The organism is Serratia sp. LACPHL-BACT-2024-00286, from assembly GCF_043109535.1.
Classification (GTDB): domain Bacteria; phylum Pseudomonadota; class Gammaproteobacteria; order Enterobacterales; family Enterobacteriaceae; genus Serratia; species Serratia sarumanii.
This window is the reverse complement of the sequence record NZ_JBICNA010000007.1, coordinates 195,720-215,829: the sequence shown is the minus strand read 5'-3', so window position 1 is coordinate 215,829 and position 20,110 is coordinate 195,720. Positions and strand designations below refer to the sequence as shown.

Here is a 20,110-nt window from a genome sequence, read left to right as displayed (position 1 = left end):
AATCATTTTAAAGGGTGCAGCTTGCTGCACCCTTCGACATTAAGAAGGTAGAGTTATGAAAGCATTACATTTTGGCGCAGGGAACATCGGCCGCGGTTTTATCGGCAAGCTGCTGGCGGACGCCGGGGTTGAGCTGACCTTCGCCGACGTCAATCAAACGGTGCTGGATCTGTTGAACAGCCGTAAAAGTTATCAGGTGCACGTGGTGGGCGAGCAAGAACGCGTGGAGAGCGTCAACAACGTCAGCGCCGTCAACAGCGGCAGCGAGGCGGCGGTGGCGCTGATCGCCGAGGCGGATCTGGTGACCACTGCCGTTGGCCCGCAAATTCTCGGCAAAATCGCCGGCACGATCGCCAAAGGGCTGGTGCTGCGTCATCAGCAGGGCAATGAGCAGCCGCTGAACATCATCGCCTGCGAGAATATGGTGCGCGGCACCAGCCAGCTGAAGCAGCATGTGCTCGCCGCGCTGCCGCAGGACGAGCAGGCATGGGTTGAGCAGCACGTCGGCTTCGTCGATTCGGCGGTCGACCGCATCGTGCCGCCGGCGGACAGCAGCGATCCGCTGGAAGTGACGGTGGAAACCTTCAGCGAATGGATCGTCGATCAGACCCAGTTCAAAGGCCAGCCTCCGGCGATCGCCGGCATGGAGCTGACCGACAACCTGATGGCGTTCGTCGAGCGCAAGCTGTTCACCCTCAATACCGGTCACGCCATCACCGCCTACCTTGGCCAACGGGCCGGGCTGCAAACCATTCGCGACGCCATTCTCGACCCGGCGATCCGCCGCGTGGTGAAAGGAGCGATGGAAGAGAGCGGTGCGGTGCTGATCAAGCGCTACGGCTTCGACGCCGACAAGCACGCCGCCTACATCAACAAAATCCTCGGCCGCTTCGAAAACCCGTATCTGCACGACGACGTCGAGCGCGTGGGGCGCCAGCCGCTGCGCAAACTGAGCGCAGGCGATCGCCTGATCAAACCGCTGCTGGGCACGCTGGAATACGGCCTGCCGCACGCCAACCTGATCCAGGGCATCGCCGCCGCCATGAGCTACCGCAGCGAACAGGATCCGCAGGCGCAGGAGTTGGCGGAATTGCTGAACACGCTCGGGCCGAAAGCCGCGCTGGCGCAAATTTCCGGCCTGCCGGCGGAAAGCGAGGTTGTAGAAGAGGCCGTTGCTGTGTATAACGCCATGCACAAGTAGAATCGTGATGATGAACACCCGAGCGCAGCTTGCTGCGCTCCTGCAATCCGAGTTCGACATCGACGGCCCTCCCCACGCCTTTCGAAAAGCGATGATGGAAGAAGCACAGGCATTTGAAAATCAGGTTCTGGAAAAGCTGAACGCGGGCAAAACGGTGCGCAGTTTCCTGATCGCGGCGGTAGAGCTGCTGGCGGAAGCGCTCAATGTGCTGGTGGTGCAGGTATTCCGCAAGGACGACTATGCGGTGAAATATGCCGTCGAACCGCTATTGTCCGGCAGCGGCCCGCTGGGGGAGCTGTCGGTGCGCCTGAAGCTGATGTATGGGCTGGGGGTGATCTCCCGCCACGAATATGAAGACGCCGAGCTGCTGATGGCGATGCGCGAAGAGCTGAATCACGACGGTGCGGAATACCGCTTCGTCGACGACGAAATCCTCGGGCCGTTCGGCGAGCTGCACTGCGTGGCCGCGCTGCCGCCGGCGCCGACCTTCCTGCAGCCGGGCGAAGCGGATGAAGCGCTGATCGCCATGCAGCGTCAGCGCTATCAGCAGATGGTGCGCTCCACCATGGTGCTGTCCATTACCGATCTGATCGCCGGCATCGGCGCCAAACAACCTTCCCGACTCTCTCCTCTCGGCCGCGGCTAAGCAAAGGCCGCGCGCCACTCGTCGAACAGCAACCACAGCGCGGTGGCGGCCATCAGGCCGGACATGACGCCGTTAAACGCGCGCAGCTTCCAGGCGACCTGGAGCGCGTTGCGCAACCGGTCGCCCAGCACCGCCCACAGCAGCACACAGGGTAAATTCAGCACGACGAAACCTGCGATGACGCTCAGCGTATGGAAGAAGGTGGCGCCTTCGCGCGGGGTGAACAGGATCGCCACGTTGATCACCATCAGCCAGGCCTTGGGGTTGACCGCCTGAAACAGCGCGCCGTTGAGGAAACTCATTGGCCTCACCTGCTCTTTGGCGTCCGGCGAGGCTGCCTTGAACAGTTTCCATGACAGCCACAGCAGGTAGGCGCAGCCGATCACCGCCAGCGGGAAGCGGATGACGCCGGCCCAGCTCAGCGCCAGCGCCAGCAGCGGGATAATGATAGCCAACTGCACCGCACAGCCGGCGCCGATGCCGAACAGCATCGGCAGGGTGCGGCGCAGGCCGAAGTTGACGCCCGACGAGGCCAGCAGCAGGTTGTTGGGGCCGGGGGTAATCGACATGACGGTGACGTAGCTGACAAAGGCGGAGTCCAGCATGGCAGGTTCCTTGAAAATGACGGTAATAACGAGAGGATCAGCATAATCGCTGCGATGGGGTGGTGACAGAACCACAAATTGGATATTGTTATGGTTACAGTTGTGCAAAATGTAAACTGTACCCATTGCCTGGAGAGAAACTGTGACCCTGCTCGATGAAACCCCGGATACCCGTTACCTGCAGCTGGCGGATACGCTGGCCGAGGCCATTCGCCGCGGCACGCTGCTGCCCGGCGACCGCTTGCCTTCGGTGCGGCGCTGTGCGCAAACCCATCGCGTCAGCATTAATACCGTGGTGTCGGCTTACCGCACGCTGGAGGATCGCGGGCTGATCGAAGCGCGGCCGCAATCGGGGTTTTATGTCCGCAGCACGCTGCCGGCGCTGAAGATGGCCTCGGCGCCCAGCGGCCGCATCGAGCCGCCGGCGGACGACGTGCTGGCGCTGATCGATACCGTGTTCGCCGCCCAGCAGAATCCGGCCTTCACCAACATTGCGCTGGCCTGCCCGCAGACCAGCGATTTTTATCCCGGCGGCAAGCTGGGGCGCATGCTGTCCTCTCAGCTGCGCCGTCAACCGGATCTGATCGGACAGTATTCGTTGCCGCCCGGCAGCCTGCGGCTGCGTCAGCAGATCGCCCGCCGTTCGATGACGCTGGGCATGCTGCTGGAGCCTGGCGACGTGGTGCTGACCCACGGCTGCATGGAGGCGTTGCAGCTGGCGCTGCGCGTCACCACCAAACCGGGCGACTGCGTCGGGCTGGAGTCACCGACCTACTTCTACCTGCTGCCGCTGCTGGCCAGCCTGGGGCTGAAAGCGCTGGAAATCCCCACCGATCCGCAGCTGGGGCTGTCGCTGGACGCGCTGGAGCTGCTATTGAACGAGAAACGGCTGAACGCGGTGATTGCCATGCCGACGGTGCAAAACCCGCTGGGCTGCACCATGCCGCTGGCGGCGAAAAAGCGGCTGGCGCGGCTGATGAACGATCATCAGGTGCCGTTGATTGAAGACGGGCTGTATGCCGAGATCCAGTTCGGCGGCGCGCTGTCGCCGGCGGTGAAGGCGTTCGATCGCGACGGCTGGGTGCTGTTTTGCTCCAGCTTCACCAAAACGCTGGCGCCGGATTTTCGCGTCGGCTGGATCTGCGGCGGCCGCTTTCACGAGGCGTTGCGCAAGCTGAAGGCGGTGTCGTCGATGTCCGAGTCGCAGCTGCTGTCGGAAACGCTGGCGACCTTCCTGGAGAGCGGCGGCTACGATCACCATTTGCGCAACCTGCGCAAGCGCTATGCGGCGCAGGTAGACGAGGCGCGGGCGCTGATCGCCCGGCATTTCCCGCGCGGCACGCGGGCCACGCAGCCGGCGGGCGGCTTCGTGTTTTGGGTTGAGTTCCCCCCCAACGTGGACAGCGTAGCGCTGTTCCACCAACTGCTGGAAGAGCAGATCTGTTTGACGCCGGGCACCCTGTATTCCCCCAGCGGGCGCTACCGCAACGCGCTGCGGCTCTCCTGTTGCTACCCGTTCAACGCGCGCTACACCCAGGCGTTGGCTCGGCTCGGCGCCAGGGCCTGCGAGATGAGCGGCCTGCCGCCCGGCATTGCGCAGGACGGGTAACGGCGCGCGCCTTTTGCTACAATGCCGGTATCATTGATTAGCGTGCCATTTTGGGCACAACGGGCCAGAGACCATGAAAGAGAAAGAAAAGGCAGAGATCAAGCGCCTGAGCGACCTGCTGGACGCCTTGAACCACAAAGATGCCACCGTGATCCAACAGGGCAACCCTGAGTTGATTGCGCAGCACACCAAAGAGAAAGAGAAGCTGGCGACGGAGATCGAGCGCCTGAAAAACGTGCGCGGCGAGAAGCTGAGCGCCGAAGCGCAGAAGCTGAGCAAGCTGCCGTTCAGCCGCGAAATCACCAAGAAAGAGCAGGCCGACATGGGCGCGCTGAAGAAAAGCGCGCGCGGGCTGATCGTGGTGCATCCGATGACCGCGCTGGGCCGCGAGATGGGCCTGAAAGCGGTCACCGGTTACGCCAAGAAAGCGTTCTGAACCCCCGGGCGTCAGACCTTGGTGGTGAAATACGCCTTGGTCTGATAGGGCACGGTGACCGTGTCCTGGCCCCGTAGCTCCTCTTCTTCCGCCACCAGCTGGCGCAATTGATCGATAACCTGCTCCTGTTGCGGCTGCGGCAGCGCGGCGATAAAGCTGGTTGAACGCACCCGGTTGTAGATCACGTCCTCCACCGCGCCGCGGTGGCTCAACATAAAGACCTGCTCCTGCAGCGGTTCAAAGCCTTTGAACGGGAAGAACTTGCGCCATTCGCCGGTATAGAAACGCGGCGCATCGCCTTCGTGGCGATCGACGATCTGATTCAGTTTACGCACCCAGCCGACGCGCGCATCGCGCATGTTCCACACCAGACCGAGTTTGCCGCCGGGTTTGAGAATGCGCCGGATCTCCGCCAGCGCCTGCGGCGTGGCGAACCAGTGGAAGGATTGGGCGCACACTACCGCGTCGACCGACTCGTCCGGCAACGGGATCGCCTCGGCGGTGCCCGCCAGCGTTTTCACCTGCGGCAGCGCCGCCGACAGTTTTTCCAGCATTTGCGGCACCGGTTCGACGGCGATCGCCTGAGCGCCGGTTTCCAGCAGGCGCGGGGTGAACTTGCCGGTGCCGGCGCCGAGATCGATAACCGTCATGCCGGCGTGCAGGCCGATAGTCTCGCGCAGCCAGGCGGCGATTTCCGGCGGATAATCCGGCCGGCCTTTCATATAGCGATCGGCATTGGCCTGATAGCCCTCGGCGGCGGCGTGATGAATCGAATGGGTCGGGGTGGTCATTACCTGGCTCCTGGCTGAAAAACACGCGGCTACAGTATAGGCGGAAGAACAGGGTTAACGCGGCATTCGGCGCACGTTTTTCATCTTTTCCGCCCGCGCTTTCAACGGCCGAGCAGGCGGCGGTTGAAGTCCTCAAGGTGCCCTTCGGCAAGCCGCGTGAGCATGGTCTTGCTCCAGCTGGCGGAGAGGCCGGCTACCGCCAACAGGCGGCGATACTGTTCCGCGTCGAACGGCATATGCCAGGCGATGGCGATGGCTTCGGCGACCGACACGTCGCTGTTGCGCGCCGCCAGCGCCAGCGGACGATCGCCGCTGACCGCGCCCGGCGACACCACCCGATACAGCCAGCCGCAGCGGCCGCTTTGCTGCATCAGCACCGAAATGTCCTCGATGGCGAAGTGATAATTGAGCTTGAAGCACGGCGAGCGCGGCTGGGTGACCTGGATCAGCGCCTCGCCCCAGCGGAAAATGTCGCCCATAAACACATTGTGTTCGGTCAGCCCTTCGGTGGAGATATTCTCGCCGAAGGCCGGGGCGCAAAATTGCTCGGCCTGCGCCGGAAACTGCGCGCGCCAGTGGGCGTAATGCTCGCGCGGGTAGTGGCACAGCGCGCGGTCCGGCCCGCCGTGATAGCTTTTTTCCGCCTGCTCGTCGCCTTCCAGGCCGAGCGGCGTGAGCCGGATGGCGCCATCCACCTGGCGTTTGGCGATGGCGCTGGGGCGCCCGCCTTCATAGGGTTGGATGCTGCCGATGTAAACGTCTGGGTGATGCATGTGCGCCTCCGTGTCTCGCGTCGAAGGCTCAGCATAGCCTGAGTTGCGCCGGGGGGACATAACAACCCGCCCGAAAATCCTCGGGCGGGCGGCGGGGCGTCAGAAGGTGGTCCAGTTCTCTTCCGCTGCGGCGTTGGCGGCCGCGGGTTTTACCGCCGGCGCTTTCGGCGCGGCGGCTTTCACGGCGGCGGGTTCGGTCTGCTCCGCCAAACGGAACACCGAGACGCTCTGCAGCAGCATGTCGGCCTGTTCTTCCAGCGAATCGGCGGCGGCGGCGGACTCTTCCACCAGCGCGGCGTTCTGCTGGGTGGTGTGGTCCATCTCGACGATCGCCTGGCCAATCTGGGCGATGCCGCGCGTCTGCTCATCGGAAGCGGCGGCGATTTCAGCCATGATGTCGCGCACGTGGGTGACCGAGCGGACGATCTGTTCCATGGTGTTGCCGGTGCTTTCCACCAGTTCGGTGCCGGTTTTCACCCGGCTGACCGATTCGGCGATCAGCCCTTCGATCTCCTTGGCCGCCTGGGCGCTGCGGCTCGCCAGGCTGCGCACTTCGCTGGCGACCACCGAGAAGCCGCGGCCCTGTTCGCCGGCGCGCGCCGCTTCCACCGCGGCGTTGAGCGCCAGGATATTGGTTTGGAAGGCAATGCCGTTGATCAGGGTGGTAATTTCGGCGATACGCTGCGAACTGCTGGAAATATCGCGCATGGTGCTGACCACGTTTTCCACCAGCTTGCCGCCCTGCTGCGCGGTCTGCGAGGCGTCGGTGGCCAGCTGATTGGCGTGATGGGCGTTGTCGGCGTTCTGTTTTACCGTGGCGGTAAGCTGTTCCATGCTGGCGGCGGTTTCCTCGACCGCCGCCGCCTGCTGTTCGGTGCGTGAGGAGAGGTCGGTGTTGCCGGCGGCGATTTCCGCCGAGGCGGTGGAGACCTGGCTGACCCCCATCTGGATCTTCTCAATCATGGTGCGCAGGTTTTGGCTCATCGCCGCCACCGCGTTCAGCAACTGCCCCAGCTCGTCGCGGCGGGTGCTGGTCTGCGCCTGGCGCAGGTCGCCGCTGGCGATGCGTTCCGCCATGGCCAGCGTGCTGTGCAGCGGACGGGTGATCTGCAGGGTGATGCGCCAGGCAATAAGCACCCCGGCGATGATGGCGATCAGCGTGGTGATGCCCATCTGCAGTTGCGCCAGATTGATATCATTGTGGGTCTGCGTCAGCTCGTCCTGCATAAAGGCGTTCACCAGCATGCCGATCGCCTGCGCGCGTTCGCCGAGCCGCCGGCTGATCTGCTGCTCGTGCTCATAGGCAGGCAGGTAGGCCGCGATGCGGTTTTTGTAATCGTCCAGCGCGGCCAGCAGCGGTTGCAGCTGCGGGCGCTGCGCGTCGCTGACCCGGCGGCTCAAGGCACTGGCCGCGTCGCGCGCATCGTCGATGGCCGCCATCAGCGGGGCTTCGGTTTCCTTGTTCAGGCTCAGCAGCAGGCCGCGCGCGCCGTAGCGCACCTGGGTCAGCTTCTGGTTCAGCTGGATGAAGGCCAACTGCAGATCGCCGTTGGTCAGCTGGCGCTCCACCTGGCTCAGGCTGGCCTGCACTTCCGACATGTTCCAGCTCTGGCGCACCGCGTCTTTCGCCGTGACCGCCTGTTCAAACTCTTTTTGCTGCTGCTGATATTCCCCGATCAGCGTCACCAGACGCTGCAGATCCTTGCGGCTTTGGGCGTCCCAGTCCAGCGCCTGCCCGTGGTCTATCAGTTTGACGGCGTTTTCAATATTGGCGCGGTTGTTCTGAATATACTCCGGCCGGTAGGTTTGGCCGTACATGGCGCGGTTGTATTTGGCCTGGTTGATCTCTTCGTTCAGCCGGTTGCTGAAGTCGATGCGATCGGCGCGTGATTCGATGATATGCAGATATTGCGCCCCGGTGCCGGCGATGATGACCGCCAACAGCAGCAACAGTGCGAAGCCGAGACCGAGCTTTTTACCTACGGTGAGATGAGTGAATTTTCCTGCCAATGCTTGCAATGCCGCCATAGCGTTTTTTCCTTCTCCGGGCGAACGTCAATTGAACAAACCATCGGCAAGACGTGGTCAAACTTTAGCGGATTTCAGGCAAAAAAATACCCGCCGGTGGCGGGCATCTTCATCAACGGGGGCGAATTACTTCTTCGCGGCGAAGCGTGCGGCGGCTTCATCCCAGTTGACCACGTTCCAGAACGCCTTGATGTAGTCAGGACGTTTGTTCTGATATTTCAGGTAGTAAGCGTGTTCCCACACGTCCAGGCCGATGATTGGGAAACCGGAAGCGCCGGCGACCGCTTCGCCCATCAGCGGGCTGTCCTGGTTAGCGGTAGACACCACGGCCAGTTTGCCGTCTTTCAGCACCAGCCAGGCCCAACCGGAACCGAAGCGGGTGGCAGCGGCTTTCTCGAACTCTTCCTGGAATTTCTCAACGCTGCCGAAATCGCGCTCGATGGCCGCTTTCAGATCGCCGCCCAGCGTGGTGCCGGTTTTCAGGTTTTTCCAGAAGAAGCTGTGGTTGGCGTGGCCGCCGGCGTTGTTGCGCATGAAGGTGCGTTTGTCGGCAGGCACTTTATCCAGATCCTGGATCAGCTCTTCAACGCTGTATTTGGCCAGCTCAGGGTAGGCTTCCAGCACGGTGTTGGCGTTGTTGACGTAGGTCTGATGGTGTTTGGTGTGATGGATTTCCATCGTCTGCTTGTCGAAATGCGGTTCCAGTGCGTCGTAAGCGTACGGCAGGGATGGCAGTGAATAACTCATAATCATCATCTCCAGTGGTGTATGGGCGGCGCAAAGCGTGAGCACCGCGTAAGCAGTCGGATCATTATAGTTAATTAAATGATATTGAAAATGATTATCAATGCCCTGTGAACTGTGTGGTTAACGATCAAATCGCTGCGCTAACCTACTGATAGAAGAAGGGGCGGATGGCTGCGTGAAGCCGTCGCCCCGGCGCGCGGGTTACTCTCTATACTGTAGGGAGCGCCAACGCCGAAATGTATCGAAATGTGCCAAAGCGTTCACTGAATGAGCACGAGTGTGTAACAACCACAAGCACGCTGTGGTAATATGGCCGGCGTTCGTAGCAAGCATAACAACAGTGACATTCGCGTTTGCCGCGCTAGCGGGCAGGCGCCTTTGAACAATGTGACAATCGAGAGTAAAGGAGACCCCCATGCAGGTCAGCAGAAGGCAGTTCTTTAAGATCTGCGCTGGCGGTATGGCAGGAACGACGGTGGCCGCGCTGGGCTTTGCCCCCGAAGTGGCGTTGGCGGAAACCCGGCAGTACAAACTGCTGCGCGCCCGCGAGACCCGTAATACCTGTACGTATTGTTCCGTCGGCTGTGGGCTGTTGATGTACAGCCTTGGTGATGGCGCCAAAAACGCCAAAGAAAGCATTTTCCATATCGAAGGGGATCCGGATCATCCGGTAAACCGCGGCGCGCTTTGCCCGAAAGGCGCCGGCCTGGTTGACTTCATCCACAGCGAAAGCCGCCTCAAGTACCCGGAATACCGGGCGCCAGGATCGGACAAATGGCAACGCATCAGCTGGGACGACGCCTTTACCCGCATCGCCAAGCTGGTGAAAGAAGACCGCGACGCCAACTTCATCAAAACCAACGATCAGGGCGTTACCGTCAACCGTTGGCTGACCACCGGCATGCTGTGCGCCTCGGCCGCCAGCAACGAAACCGGTTTTCTGTCGCAAAAATTTAGTCGCGCTCTCGGCATGCTTGCCGTAGACAACCAGGCGCGTGTCTGACACGGACCAACGGTAGCAAGTCTTGCTCCAACATTTGGTCGCGGTGCGATGACCAACCACTGGGTTGATATCAAGAACGCGAATTTGATTATCGTCATGGGCGGTAATGCGGCGGAAGCGCATCCGGTGGGGTTCCGCTGGGCGATGGAAGCCAAAATACACAACAATGCCAAGCTGATCGTGATCGATCCGCGCTTTACCCGAACCGCATCGGTGGCGGACTTCTACACGCCGATCCGCTCCGGGACCGACATCGCTTTCCTGTCGGGCGTGTTGCTGTATCTGATGACCAACAACAAGTTTAACCGCGAGTACGTCGAGGCCTACACCAACGCCAGCCTGCTGGTGCGGGAAGACTTTGCCTTCGAAGACGGCTTGTTCAGCGGCTACGATGCGGAAAACCGCAAGTACGACAAAACCACCTGGAACTACCAGTTCGACGAGAACGGCTTCGCCAAGCGCGACGTCACGCTGCAGGATCCGCGCTGCGTGTGGAACATGCTGAAACAGCACGTGAGCCGCTACACGCCTGACGTGGTGACCAACATCTGCGGCACGCCGAAGGACGATTTCCTCAAGGTGTGCGAATACATCGCCGAAACCTGCGTCGCGGATAAAACCGCTTCGTTCCTGTACGCCCTGGGCTGGACTCAGCACTCGGTCGGCGCGCAGAACATCCGCACCATGGCGATGATCCAGCTGCTGCTCGGCAACATGGGCATGGCGGGCGGCGGCGTCAACGCGCTGCGCGGCCACTCCAACATTCAGGGTCTGACCGATCTCGGCCTGCTGTCGCAGAGCCTGCCGGGCTACCTGACGCTGCCGTCGGAGAAACAGACCGATCTCGACACCTACCTGAAGGCCAACACGCCGAAGGCGCTGCTGCCGGGCCAGGTTAACTACTGGGGCAACTACCCGAAATTCTTCGTCAGCATGATGAAGACCTTCTACGGCGACAAGGCGCAGAAGGACAACAGCTGGGGCTTTGACTGGTTGCCGAAGTGGGACAAAGGCTACGACGTGCTGCAGTACTTCGAGATGATGGCGCAGGGCAAGGTCAACGGCTACTTCTGCCAGGGCTTTAACCCGGTGGCGTCGTTCCCGAACAAAAACAAGGTGGTGGCTTCGCTGTCCAAGCTGAAGTTCCTGGTGACCATCGATCCGTTGAACACCGAGACCTCCAACTTCTGGCAGAACCACGGCGAGTTCAACGAGGTGGATCCTGCGCAGATCCAGACCGAAGTGTTCCGCCTGCCGTCCACCTGCTTCGCCGAAGAGAACGGCTCGATCGTCAACTCCGGCCGCTGGCTGCAGTGGCACTGGAAAGGCGCGGACGCCCCGGGCGAAGCGCTGAACGACGGCGAGATCCTGGCGGGCATCTTCAGCCGCCTGCGCGAGATGTATGCGCGCGACGGCGGTGCGGTGCCGGAACAGGTGCTGAACATGACCTGGGACTACCTGACGCCGGACAACCCGGCGCCGGAAGAGGTGGCGCAGGAAAACAACGGCAAGGCGCTGGCGGATCTGCTGGATGCCGATGGCAAGGTGCTGGTGAAAAAAGGCGAGCTGCTCAGCTCGTTCGCGCAGCTGCGCGACGACGGCACCACCGCCAGCGGCTGCTGGATCTTCGCCGGCAGCTGGACGCCGGCCGGCAACCAGATGGCGCGGCGCGACAACGCCGATCCGTCCGGCCTCGGCAATACGCTGGGCTGGGCCTGGGCATGGCCGCTCAACCGCCGCATCCTGTATAACCGCGCCTCGGCGGATCCGCAGGGTAAACCGTGGGATCCGAAACGCCAGCTGCTGGAGTGGGACGGCGCCAAGTGGGTCGGGGCCGATATCCCGGACTACAGCACCGCCGCGCCGGGCAGCGACGTCGGGCCGTTCATCATGCAGCCGGAAGGCATGGGCCGCCTGTTCGCCACCGACAAGATGGCGGAAGGGCCGTTCCCTGAACACTACGAGCCGTTCGAAACGCCACTCGGCACCAACCCGCTGCACCCGAACGTGGTGTCCAACCCGGCGGCGCGCGTGTTCAAGGACGATCTGGCGGCGATGGGCAAATCCGACAAGTTCCCGTACGTCGGCACCACCTATCGTCTGACCGAGCACTTCCACTACTGGACCAAGCACGCGTTGCTGAACGCCATCGCGCAGCCTGAGCAGTTTGTGGAGATCGGCGAGAAGCTGGCGGAGAAAAAAGGCATCAAGCACGGCGATACCGTGAAGGTCAGCTCCAACCGCGGCTACATCAAGGCCAAGGCGGTGGTGACCAAGCGTATTCGCACGCTGCAGGTGCACGGCCAGGAAGTCGACACCATCGGCATCCCGATCCACTGGGGTTACGAAGGGGTGGCGAAGAAAGGCTTTATCGCCAACACGCTGACGCCGTTCGTCGGCGACGCCAATACGCAAACGCCGGAGTTCAAGGCGTTCCTGGTCAACGTGGAAAAGGTGTAACGGAGACGAATTATGGCCATGCAATCTCAAGACATCATTCGTAAATCCGCCACCAATGGTTTCACGCCGGCGCCGCGTGCCCGTGACCACCAGGAAGAAGTGGCCAAACTGATCGATGTCACCACCTGTATCGGCTGCAAGGCCTGTCAGGTGGCCTGTTCCGAATGGAACGACATCCGCGACGAAGTGGGGCACAACGTCGGGGTGTACGATAACCCCGCCGATCTGACCGCCAAGTCGTGGACGGTGATGCGCTTCTCCGAGGTGGAGGAAAACGGCAAGCTGGAATGGCTGATCCGCAAGGATGGCTGCATGCACTGCGCCGATCCGGGCTGCCTGAAGGCCTGCCCGTCGGAAGGCGCGATCATTCAGTACGCCAACGGCATCGTCGACTTCCAGTCCGAGCACTGCATCGGCTGCGGCTACTGCATCGCCGGCTGCCCGTTCGACGTGCCGCGCATGAACAAGGACGACAACCGGGTGTACAAGTGCACCCTGTGCGTCGACCGCGTGGACGTCGGCCAGGAACCGGCCTGCGTGAAAACCTGCCCGACCGGCGCCATTCACTTCGGCACCAAGGAAGCGATGAAGCAGGTGGCGGCGGATCGCGTCAGCGAGCTGAACACCCGCGGCTACCAGAACGCCGGTCTGTACGATCCGGCGGGGGTGGGCGGCACGCACGTGATGTACGTGCTGCACCACGCCGACAAACCGCAGCTGTACCACGGTTTGCCGGACAACCCGAGCATCAGCCCGGCGGTGACCTTCTGGAAGGGCGTGTGGAAACCCCTGGCGGCCATCGGCTTTGCCGCCACCTTCGCGGCCAGCGTGTTCCACTATGTCGGCGTCGGGCCTAACCGCGTCGACGATGAGGACGAGCACGACGAGTCGCACGACGAGGAGACGCGCAAATGAGAAAGGAAAAGCCCATTCAGCGTTACAGCGCACCGGAGCGCATCAACCACTGGATCGTGGCGTTCTGCTTTGTGTTCGCCGCCATCAGCGGGCTGGGGTTCTTCTTCCCCTCCTTCAACTGGCTGATGAACATCTTCGGGACGCCGCAGCTGGCGCGCATTCTGCACCCGTTTGTCGGGGTGATCATGTTTGCCGCGTTCCTGCTGATGTTCCTGCGCTACTGGAAGCATAACCTGATCAACCGGGAAGATATCGTCTGGGCCAAGAACATCCACAAAATCGCCATGAACGAGGAAGTGGGTGACACCGGGCGCTATAATTTCGGCCAGAAGTGCGTGTTCTGGGCGGCGATTATCAGCCTGGTGCTGCTGCTGGCCAGCGGCGTGGTGATCTGGCGGCCGTATTTTGCGCCGTCGTTCTCCATCCCGCTGATCCGCATCGCGCTGCTGGTGCATTCGCTGGCCGCGGTCGGCCTGATTATCGTGATTATGGTGCACATTTACGCCGCATTGTGGGTAAAAGGCACCATTACCGCGATGGTGGAAGGCTGGGTGCCGGCGGCCTGGGCCAAGAAACATCATCCGCGCTGGTACCGCGAGGTCCGCGAGAAACGACAGGAAGATAAACCCTGATGAGTATCCGCATCGTTCCTAAAGAGCAGTTAGGGGCACAGCGTGAGAAGTCCTCAACGGCGGAGAACATCCCGCCGTTACTTTTCGCCAACCTGAAAAGCCTGTACAGCCGCCGCGCCGATCGCCTGCGTCAGCTGGCTGTCGACAATCCGCTGGGCGACTATCTGAACTTCGCCGCCGAGCTGGCGCAGGCGCAGCAGCATGCGCTGCACGATAATCCGCTGCAGCTCGATCTTAGCGAAGCGCTGGCGCAGGGTGCCGCCAGCGGCAAACCGCCGCTCGATCTGAGCGTGTTCCCGCGCAGCGAGCACTGGCGCAAGCTGCTGGCGTCGCTGATCGCCGAGCTGCGCCCGCAGGCGCCGGAGCATATCCTGGCGGTGCTGGACAACCTGGAGAAAGCCTCGGCGCACGAGCTGGAGCTGATGGCCGACGCCTTGCTCAACCGCGAGTTCGGCAAGGTGGGCAGCGAGAAGGCGCCGTTCCTCTGGGCCGCGCTGTCGCTCTATTGGGCGCAGATGGCCAGCCTGATCCCCGGCAAGGCGCGCGCCGAATACGGCGAGCAGCGCCAGTTCTGCCCGGTGTGCGGCAGCATCCCGGTCTCCAGCATGGTGCATATCGGCACCGTCAACGGCCTGCGCTACCTGCACTGCAACCTGTGCGAAAGCGAATGGCACGTGGTGCGGGTGAAGTGCAGCAACTGCGAGCAGACCCGCGATCTCAACTACTGGTCGCTGGACAGCGAGCAGGCGGCGGTGAAGGCGGAAAGCTGCGGCGACTGCGGCACTTACCTGAAGATCCTGTATCAGGAAAAAGACCCGCAGGTCGAAGCGGTGGCCGACGATCTGGCTTCGCTGGTGCTGGACGCTCGCATGGAAGAAGAAGGCTTCGGCCGCAGCAGCATCAATCCGTTCCTGTTCCCGGCGGAGTAACCGCCCGGCCCCGTTCGCGCGGGGCCGGACCAGCAATTTCAGCACGGGCTTCTGGCATTCGCCCGGACGAGTTGCTACGTTTAGGCCATAACGCGCCAAGCGAAAGGAACCACGATGTTAAACACCCTGGCAAAACTGACCGCGGTCGCCGTGCTGGCGGTCGGACTGGCGGCCTGCGACAACAAAGACGACACCAAACCGGCGGTGCCGCCACCGGACACCAAGCCGACCGTGACGCAGCCCGCGCCACCGCCGCCGCCTGCGCCGGTAGAAACCCCGCCCGCGCCGCCGGGGCTGAACGTGTCGCTGCAGAAGGGCAAAATCACCTTCGAGCTGCCGCCGGGCTTTAGCGATCAAACGCTGAACAGCGGCATCATCAACGACAGCACCTCCACCATTCAGCGCTTTCTCGACGGCAAGTCGCGCCAGAGCGCGGTCTCTTCCGAAGTGATCCCGCCGGACGGCATGAAGCTCAACACCAGCGACAAAATGCTGAAAGAGCTGGCGCAGAGCGCCATCACGGTGCTGGCCGAGCGCTATCAGAATATCCAGACCACCAAAGAAGAGAACTTCAGCGTCGGCAAACAGAAGTTTCGCCGGGTGGATACCGAGCAGACCGTCAACGGGCAAAAGGTGGTCTCCACGCTGGTGTTGACGGTGTTCAACAAACGGGTGGTGACGCTGCAAATGCTGTCGCCGGCCAAAACGCCGGAAGTGCATCAGGCGCTGGTGCAGCGGATTATCGATACCCTGGCGGTGAAGTAAGGGCGCCGCGCCGCGGCCAGGACGAAGCGGAGGAGACCGGATGAAGCTTATCGGCAGTTACACCAGCCCCTTTGTGCGCAAGATTTCCGTGATGCTGCTGGAAAAAGGGATCGCGTTCGAATTCGTCAACGATCCGCCGTATGAGCCAGGCAGCCGGGTGAAGGAGCTTAACCCGCTCGGCAAGGTGCCGGTGCTGATCGCCGATGACGGCGAGGTGTTTTACGATTCGCCGGTGGTGGCCGAATACCTCGAACTGCTGACGATGGAGCCGGCGTTTTTGCCGGCCGAACGCGCCGCCGCGCTGCGCGTCCGCCAGGTGGCGGCGCTGGCGGATGGCGTGACCGAAGCGGCGGCGACCCTGTTTCGCGAAAGCCGGCGCGCGCCGGAAAAACAGGACGAAAACTGGATGCTGCGCCAGCGTGACAAACTGACGCACGGGTTGGATGCGCTGGAGGCGCTGGCGCGGGACAAAACGTGGCTCAATGCCGAGCGGCTGACGCTGGCGGATATCGCCACCGGCTGCGCGCTGGGCTACCTCAATTTCCGCCGCATCCTGCCCAACTGGTGCGTCGGGCGCCCGGCGCTGGTCAAGCTGGCCGAACGCCTGTTCGCCCGTGAAAGCTTCGCCCGCACCGCGCCGCCCTGAACGTTCTTTTCTCCCCGCCGCGGCGGGGCTTTGCTATGCCGATACGTCTAAATTGAAAACCGAGCGACCATGAGCACTGAATCCCACCTTCTTTACAGCCAACTGCCCGCCATCGACCGCCTGCTGCGTGAACCCGCGATTGAACCGCTGGTGGCGCAGCATGGCCAGACGCTGATCGGCGAACTGCTGCGCCGGCTGCAGGCCCAGGCGCGCGACGCGATCGGGCAACAGCAACGTTTACCCGCCTGGTGCGGCGACTGGCCGCAGGCGCTGCGGGCCGAGCTGGCCCAGCAGCAACGCCCGGCTTTGCTGCCGGTGTTCAACCTCAGCGGCACCGTGCTGCACACCAACCTCGGGCGCGCCCTGCTGGCGCAGCCGGTGAAGGAGGCGGTGAGCGCGGTGATGGGGGAGGCGGTGACGCTGGAGTACGATCTCGACGGCGCCGGGCGCGGCCATCGCGATCGGGCGGTGGCGGATCTGCTGTGCCGGCTGACCGGCGCGGAGGACGCCTGCATCGTCAATAACAACGCGGCGGCGGTGCTGCTGATGCTGGCGGCGATCGCCCCCGGCAAAGAGGTGGTGGTGTCGCGCGGCGAGCTGGTGGAGATCGGCGGCGCATTCCGCATACCCGACGTGATGCGCCAGGCCGGCTGCCAACTGGTGGAGGTCGGCACCACCAACCGCACCCATCTGAAAGATTACCGCCAGGCCATCAACGAACAGACCGGCCTGTTGATGAAAGTGCACACCAGCAACTACAGCATTCAGGGCTTTACCGCGGCGGTCGACGAGGCTGAACTGGCGCAGCTCGGAGCCGAACAGGGCGTGCCGACCGCCACCGATCTGGGCAGCGGCTCGCTGATCGACATGGCGCAGTACGGCCTGCCCGCCGAACCGATGCCGCAGCGGCTGCTGGCCGCCGGCGTCGACTTGGTGACGTTCTCCGGCGATAAGCTGCTGGGCGGCCCGCAGGCCGGGATCATCGTCGGCAAAAAGGCGCTGATCGCCCGCCTGCAGCAGCATCCGCTCAAGCGCGCGCTGCGCGTCGGCAAGCTGACGCTGGCGGCCCTGGAGGCCACGCTGCGGCTCTATCTGCAGCCGGAAAAACTGGCTGAGCAGCTGCCGACGCTGCGGCTGCTGACCCGCCCGCAGCAGGAGATGCAACAGGCGGCCGAACGGCTGCTGGCGGCGCTGGCACCGCGGTTCACCGCCGATTTCGAGCTGCGCGCCGAACCGTGCTGGTCGCAAATTGGCAGCGGTTCGCTGCCGGTGGATCGCCTGCCCAGCTATGCGCTGACCTTCACGCCGCGCGACGGCCGCGGCGCCACGTTGGAAGCGTTGGCCGAACGCTGGCGCCGCCTGCCGCAGCCGGTGATTGGCCGCCTCGGTGACGGCCGGCTGTGGCTGGATCTGCGCTGTCTGGAACAGGAAGGGGCGCTGATCGACGCGCTGAGCGCCTCATGATCATCGCCACCGCCGGCCATGTCGATCATGGCAAAACCACCCTGCTGCAGGCGATCTCCGGGATCAACGCGGATCGCCTGCCGGAAGAGAAGCGCCGCGGTATGACCATCGATCTGGGTTACGCCTACTGGCCGCAGCCGGACGGCCGGGTGCTGGGCTTTATCGACGTGCCCGGCCACGAGAAATTCCTCGCCAACATGCTGGCGGGCGTCGGCGGCATCGACCATGCGTTGCTGGTGGTGGCCTGCGACGACGGCGTGATGGCGCAAACCCGCGAACATCTGGCGATCCTGCGCCTGAGCGGGCGCCCGGCGCTGACGGTGGCGCTGACCAAGGCCGACCGGGTGGACGCGGCGCGTGTCGGCGAGGTACGCCGCCAGGTGCGCGACGAACTGGCGCGCCAGGGCTGGCCCGATGCACCGCTGTTTGTTACCGCGGCGGCGGCGGGAGAGGGTATTGAGGCGCTGCGCGCGCATTTGCTGGCGCTGCCCTCCGGCGAGCACGCGCTGACGCGCCGTTTTCGCCTGGCGGTAGACCGTGCGTTCAGCGTCAAAGGGGCGGGGCTGGTGGTGACCAGCACCGCGCTCGGCGGCCGGGTGCAGGTGGGAGATACGCTGTGGCTGACCGGCGCCGACGCGCCGGTGCGGGTGCGCGGCCTGCACGCCCAAAATCAGGCCGTGGAACAAGCCCAGGCCGGGCAACGCATCGCGTTGAACATCAGCGGCGATGTTGATAAAGACCGTGTCGCGCGCGGCGACTGGCTGCTGGCGCAGCGTCCGCCGGAGGCGGCGGAACGCATTCTGGTGGCGCTGGAAGCGGATCGGCCGATCCGCCATTGGCAGCCGCTGCACCTGCACCATGCCGCCAGCCACATCACCGGGCGCATTTCGCTGCTGAACGACGGGCTGGCGGAACTGATCCTCGATCGCCCGCTGTGGCTGGCGGAGAACGATCGGCTGGTGCTGCGCGATATCGGCGCACGGCAAACGCTGGGCGCGGCCCGGGTGCTCAGGCTGAGCGCGCCCAAGCGCGGCAAGCGCCAGCCGGACTACCTGGCATGGCTGCAGGCCCTGGCGAACGCGCAGGACGATGCGCAGGCGCTGACGCTTGAGCTGCCGCACGGCGCGCTGTCTCTGACGGCGTTCGCCTGGGCGCGTCAGTTGACCGACGACGGCCTGGCGGCACTGCTGGCGAACCGCGATCTGCTGATCGTCGGTGACCGGGCGCTGGCGCAGGAGCAGGTGCAACAGGCGGAAAGTCGGCTGCTGCAGGTGCTGGCGGAGTACCACCAACAGCACGCCGATCAGTTGGGGTTAGGGCGCGCCCGTCTGCGGCGCATGGCCCTGCCCCAGCAGCCGGAAACGCTGGTGTTTATGATGATCGATCGGCTGCTGAAGGCCGGCGCGCTGCGCAATACGCGCGGCTGGCTGCACCTGCCGGAACACGGTCTGGCGTTCAGCGCCGAAGAGGCGCCGCTGTGGGCGCGCATCGAACCGCTGTTCGGCGACGAGCCGTGGTGGGTGCGCGATCTGGCGAGCGAGTTGGGTGAGGAAGAGAGCCGGGTACGGGCGCTGCTGCGCAAGGCGGCCCAGCTGGGCCATGTGACGGCGGTGGTGGTGGATCGCTATTACCTCAGCCGACGCATCGAGCAGTTCGCGGCGCTGATCCGCGAGCTGGATGCGGAGCGGGGCGGCGCCAACGCCGCCGACTTCCGCGATCGGCTCGGCGTCGGGCGCAAGCTGGCGATCCAGGTGCTGGAGTTCTTCGATCGCAGCGGCTTTACCCGCCGCAAGGGTAACGAGCATCTGCTGCGCGACGGCGGGTTGTTTGGCAACTGATTGCGTGTTTTTTGTTCTCTGATGGCGGTATAATCAGCTTTAATCACTTTGATTGATATTGATTGTACTGAGGAGCAAGACGATGAATACGAAAGTCATCACCGCTCATGTCCCGCTGCCTTTGGCTGAAAAGGTGGATGAAATGGCCGCCAAACTTGAACGCTCACGGGGATGGATAGTGAAGCAAGCCCTCACCGCCTGGCTCGAGCAAGAGGAAGAGCGCCGTCGGTTAACGCTGGCGGCGCTGGCCGATGTCGAACAGCAAAACGTTATCGATCATGAATCGGTAGAAGCTTGGGCTGCCAGCCTGGACAGTGACGATCCGCTGCCGGTACCGCGCTGATGGAGTTAAAATGGACGAGTAAGGCGCTATCGGATTTGGCGCGTTTGTTTGAGTTTCTTGCCTTGGCTAACCGTACTGCGGCAGCGAATTCGGTGAAGGCCTTGGTCGCCGCGCCTAAAGCGTTGCTTGATAATCCTCGCCTGGGTGAAAGACTGGACGAGTTTTTACCGCAGGAAGTGAGGCGTATTCTGGTCGGCCGTTATGAGATACGTTACCAGGTGCAGCCGGCAACGATTTATGTTCTGCGTATTTGGCATACCCGCGAAGAGCGATAGGCCG

19 protein-coding genes are annotated in these 20,110 nt (G+C 63.1%); 14 read left to right on the top strand and 5 right to left on the bottom strand.

All coding sequences use genetic code 11. The annotated features are described in order from the left end of the window. The first annotated feature begins 55 nt into the window (after positions 1 to 55). A complete protein-coding gene (mtlD, locus tag ACF8MC_RS20730) occupies positions 56 to 1,201 on the top strand; it encodes a mannitol-1-phosphate 5-dehydrogenase (protein WP_033653964.1) in 1,146 nt (381 codons plus the stop codon). 91 nt (positions 1,202 to 1,292) lie between these two features. After that, positions 1,293 to 1,847 carry an MltR family transcriptional regulator gene (locus ACF8MC_RS20725; RefSeq protein ID WP_033638634.1) on the top strand — a complete coding sequence of 185 codons (555 nt, stop codon included), beginning with the start codon at positions 1,293 to 1,295 and terminating at the stop codon, positions 1,845 to 1,847. Here the strand turns inward: ACF8MC_RS20725 and ACF8MC_RS20720 are convergent. Continuing rightward, entirely contained in the window at positions 1,844 to 2,452 is a 609-nt protein-coding gene (locus ACF8MC_RS20720; protein ID WP_033649537.1) for a LysE family translocator, read from the bottom strand. The two genes, ACF8MC_RS20725 and ACF8MC_RS20720, sit on opposite strands and share 4 nt — an antisense overlap. A 142-nt stretch (positions 2,453 to 2,594) precedes the next feature. Here ACF8MC_RS20720 and ACF8MC_RS20715 point away from each other — a divergent pair, with 142 nt between their 5' ends. Then, the gene (locus ACF8MC_RS20715) at positions 2,595 to 4,061 is read left to right on the top strand and encodes a PLP-dependent aminotransferase family protein (protein ID WP_041037299.1); all 1,467 of its coding nucleotides are present in this window, start codon (positions 2,595 to 2,597) and stop codon (positions 4,059 to 4,061) included. 73 nt (positions 4,062 to 4,134) lie between these two features. Next, positions 4,135 to 4,497, top strand: coding sequence for a YibL family ribosome-associated protein (locus ACF8MC_RS20710; RefSeq protein ID WP_004933989.1), 363 nt, complete (start codon positions 4,135 to 4,137; stop codon positions 4,495 to 4,497). 11 nt (positions 4,498 to 4,508) lie between these two features. On the opposite strand, the gene ACF8MC_RS20705 is transcribed toward ACF8MC_RS20710, so the two are convergent. The 4 genes from ACF8MC_RS20705 to sodA form a co-directional block, all read right to left on the bottom strand. Further along, positions 4,509 to 5,288: a class I SAM-dependent methyltransferase gene (locus ACF8MC_RS20705; RefSeq protein WP_041037296.1), complete on the bottom strand. Its 780-nt coding sequence runs from the start codon at positions 5,286 to 5,288 to the stop codon at positions 4,509 to 4,511. Positions 5,289 to 5,389: 101 nt separating this feature from the next. After that, positions 5,390 to 6,061 carry a 6-hydroxyaminopurine reductase gene (gene yiiM, locus ACF8MC_RS20700; RefSeq protein WP_033649535.1) on the bottom strand — a complete coding sequence of 224 codons (672 nt, stop codon included), beginning with the start codon at positions 6,059 to 6,061 and terminating at the stop codon, positions 5,390 to 5,392. A 99-nt stretch (positions 6,062 to 6,160) separates the two neighbouring features. Next, a complete protein-coding gene (locus ACF8MC_RS20695; RefSeq protein ID WP_161726074.1) occupies positions 6,161 to 8,089 on the bottom strand; it encodes a methyl-accepting chemotaxis protein in 1,929 nt (642 codons plus the stop codon). Between the two features lie 126 nt (positions 8,090 to 8,215). Beyond that, positions 8,216 to 8,836 (bottom strand): superoxide dismutase [Mn], encoded by a 621-nt coding sequence (gene sodA, locus ACF8MC_RS20690; RefSeq protein ID WP_004934003.1) that lies wholly within the window; start codon positions 8,834 to 8,836, stop codon positions 8,216 to 8,218. 415 nt (positions 8,837 to 9,251) lie between these two features. Between sodA and fdnG the strand changes: the two genes are divergently transcribed. The 10 genes from fdnG to ACF8MC_RS20640 all read left to right on the top strand — a co-directional run bounded on the left by fdnG (position 9,252) and on the right by ACF8MC_RS20640 (position 20,106). Continuing rightward, positions 9,252 to 12,299: a formate dehydrogenase-N subunit alpha gene (gene fdnG / locus ACF8MC_RS20685; RefSeq protein WP_094887892.1), complete on the top strand. Its 3,048-nt coding sequence runs from the start codon at positions 9,252 to 9,254 to the stop codon at positions 12,297 to 12,299. Between the two features lie 12 nt (positions 12,300 to 12,311). Next, positions 12,312 to 13,214, top strand: coding sequence for a formate dehydrogenase subunit beta (gene fdxH / locus ACF8MC_RS20680; RefSeq protein ID WP_033649532.1), 903 nt, complete (start codon positions 12,312 to 12,314; stop codon positions 13,212 to 13,214). Then, the gene (fdoI, locus tag ACF8MC_RS20675) at positions 13,211 to 13,846 is read left to right on the top strand and encodes a formate dehydrogenase cytochrome b556 subunit (protein ID WP_004934017.1); all 636 of its coding nucleotides are present in this window, start codon (positions 13,211 to 13,213) and stop codon (positions 13,844 to 13,846) included. Before fdxH ends, fdoI begins: the two co-directional genes overlap by 4 nt. Then, on the top strand, positions 13,846 to 14,775 hold the full coding sequence (gene fdhE, locus ACF8MC_RS20670; protein WP_033649531.1) for a formate dehydrogenase accessory protein FdhE: 930 nt from the start codon (positions 13,846 to 13,848) through the stop codon (positions 14,773 to 14,775). The genes fdoI and fdhE overlap by 1 nt, the downstream gene beginning before the upstream one ends. A gap of 114 nt (positions 14,776 to 14,889) precedes the next feature. Beyond that, positions 14,890 to 15,540 carry a DcrB-related protein gene (locus ACF8MC_RS20665; protein WP_033636562.1) on the top strand — a complete coding sequence of 217 codons (651 nt, stop codon included), beginning with the start codon at positions 14,890 to 14,892 and terminating at the stop codon, positions 15,538 to 15,540. 40 nt (positions 15,541 to 15,580) lie between these two features. Beyond that, a complete protein-coding gene (locus ACF8MC_RS20660) occupies positions 15,581 to 16,186 on the top strand; it encodes a glutathione S-transferase (protein WP_060439322.1) in 606 nt (201 codons plus the stop codon). A 69-nt stretch (positions 16,187 to 16,255) separates the two neighbouring features. Continuing rightward, positions 16,256 to 17,650 (top strand): L-seryl-tRNA(Sec) selenium transferase, encoded by a 1,395-nt coding sequence (selA, locus tag ACF8MC_RS20655; protein WP_060439320.1) that lies wholly within the window; start codon positions 16,256 to 16,258, stop codon positions 17,648 to 17,650. After that, entirely contained in the window at positions 17,647 to 19,488 is a 1,842-nt protein-coding gene (gene selB, locus ACF8MC_RS20650; RefSeq protein ID WP_392423906.1) for a selenocysteine-specific translation elongation factor, read from the top strand. The genes selA and selB overlap by 4 nt, the downstream gene beginning before the upstream one ends. Before the next feature lie 82 nt (positions 19,489 to 19,570). Continuing rightward, a complete protein-coding gene (locus ACF8MC_RS20645; RefSeq protein WP_033649526.1) occupies positions 19,571 to 19,831 on the top strand; it encodes a CopG family ribbon-helix-helix protein in 261 nt (86 codons plus the stop codon). Continuing rightward, positions 19,831 to 20,106 carry a type II toxin-antitoxin system RelE/ParE family toxin gene (locus ACF8MC_RS20640; RefSeq protein WP_033636570.1) on the top strand — a complete coding sequence of 92 codons (276 nt, stop codon included), beginning with the start codon at positions 19,831 to 19,833 and terminating at the stop codon, positions 20,104 to 20,106. Before ACF8MC_RS20645 ends, ACF8MC_RS20640 begins: the two co-directional genes overlap by 1 nt. Positions 20,107 to 20,110 lie beyond the last annotated feature (4 nt).